Source organism: Mycobacterium sp. 050134 (genome assembly GCF_036409085.1).
In the GTDB taxonomy this organism is placed as follows: Bacteria; Actinomycetota; Actinomycetes; order Mycobacteriales; family Mycobacteriaceae; genus Mycobacterium.
Map to the genome: position 1 here is coordinate 1 of NZ_JAZGLV010000056.1, position 1598 is coordinate 1598.

The following is a 1598-nucleotide window of genomic DNA, read 5'->3' on the forward strand; positions in this document are numbered from 1 at the left end:
TGGCGTTGCCGGGTCTGCCGCCGATCACGTTCCCGGCGTTGCCGCCGATTTCGTTGCCGAACATCGGTGCTGACATCAACGCTGCGCTGAACGCGGTGCTGTCGGGGAACCTGGCGTTGCCGGGTCTGCCGCCGATCACCCTCCCGCCGTTCGCATTCCCGAACCTGGGCAACCTGGGTGTTGAGCTCAGCGCGGCGCTCAATGGCATCGGCGGGTCGCTGAGCGCGTCCCTGAACGGGTTGGGTGCCTCGCTCAATGCGGCGCTGAACGCGGCGCTGTCGGGCAGCCTGGCGTTGCCGGGTCTGCCGCCGATCACGTTCCCGGCGTTGCCGCCGATTTCGTTGCCGGACATCGGTGCTGACATCAACGCCGCGCTCAACGCGGCGCTGTCGGGCAGCCTGGCGTTGCCGGGTCTGCCGCCGATCACGATCCCCGGGCTGCCGGCCTTCACGTTCCCCGGCCTCCCGCCGATCACGCTGTCGCTCGGTGCCCTCGGCACTGACCTCAGCGGTGCGCTCAACGCATTGCTCACGGGCAGCCTGACGCTGCCGGGTCTGCCGCCGATCACCTTCCCGGGCCTGCCGCCGTTCACCCTGCCGTCGCTGCCCGCGCTCGGCGCTGACATCAACGCGGCCATCAACGCGGCGCTGTCGGGTACCTTGGCGCTGCCGGGCTTGCCGCCGATCACGTTGCCGCCCATCACCTTCCCGACGTTGCCGAGTCTGGGCAACCTGGGTGTTGAGCTCAGTGCGGCGCTCAATGGCATCGGCGGGTCGCTGAGCGCTTCGCTGAACGGGTTGGGTGCGTCGCTGAATGCGGCGTTGAACGCGGCGCTGTCGGGCAGCCTGGCGTTGCCGGGTCTGCCGCCGATCACGTTCCCGGCGTTGCCGCCGATTTCGTTGCCGAATATTGGTGCTGACATCAACGCGGCGTTGAATGCGCTGTTGTCGGGGAACCTGGCGTTGCCGGGTCTGCCGCCGATCTCGTTCCCGGCGTTGCCGCCGATTTCGTTGCCGAATATTGGTGCTGACATCAACGCGGCGATCAATACGTTGCTGTCGGGCAGCCTGGCGTTGCCGGGTCTGCCGCCGATCTCGTTCCCGGCGTTGCCGCCGATTTCGTTGCCGAATATTGGTGCTGACATCAACGCCGCGATCAACGCGGTGTTGACGGGCAACCTGACGTTGCCGGGCTTCCCGCCGATCACGTTGCCGCCCATCGCCTTCCCGACGTTGCCGAGCCTGGGTAGCCTGGGTGTTGAGCTCAGTGCGGCGCTTAATGGCATCGGTGGGTCGCTGAGTGCGTCGCTGAATGGGTTGGGTGCGTCGCTGAATGCGGCGTTGAACGCGGCGTTGTCGGGCAGCCTGGCGTTGCCGGGTCTGCCGCCGTTCACGTTCCCGGCGTTGCCGCCGATTTCGTTGCCGAATATTGGTGCTGACATCAACGCGGCGTTGAATGCGCTGTTGTCGGGGAACCTGGCGTTGCCGGGTCTGCCGCCGATCTCGTTCCCGGCGTTGCCGCCGATTTCGTTGCCGAATATTGGTGCTGACATCAACGCGGCGTTGAATGCGCTGTTGTCGGGGAACCTGGCGTTGCCG

Annotated in this window: 1 pseudogene; it reads left to right on the plus strand. The window is 66.7% G+C overall.

What is annotated here, in order from left to right:
• Positions 1-1598 (plus strand): annotated as a pseudogene (locus SKC42_RS27360) (hypothetical protein); the annotation flags it as partial.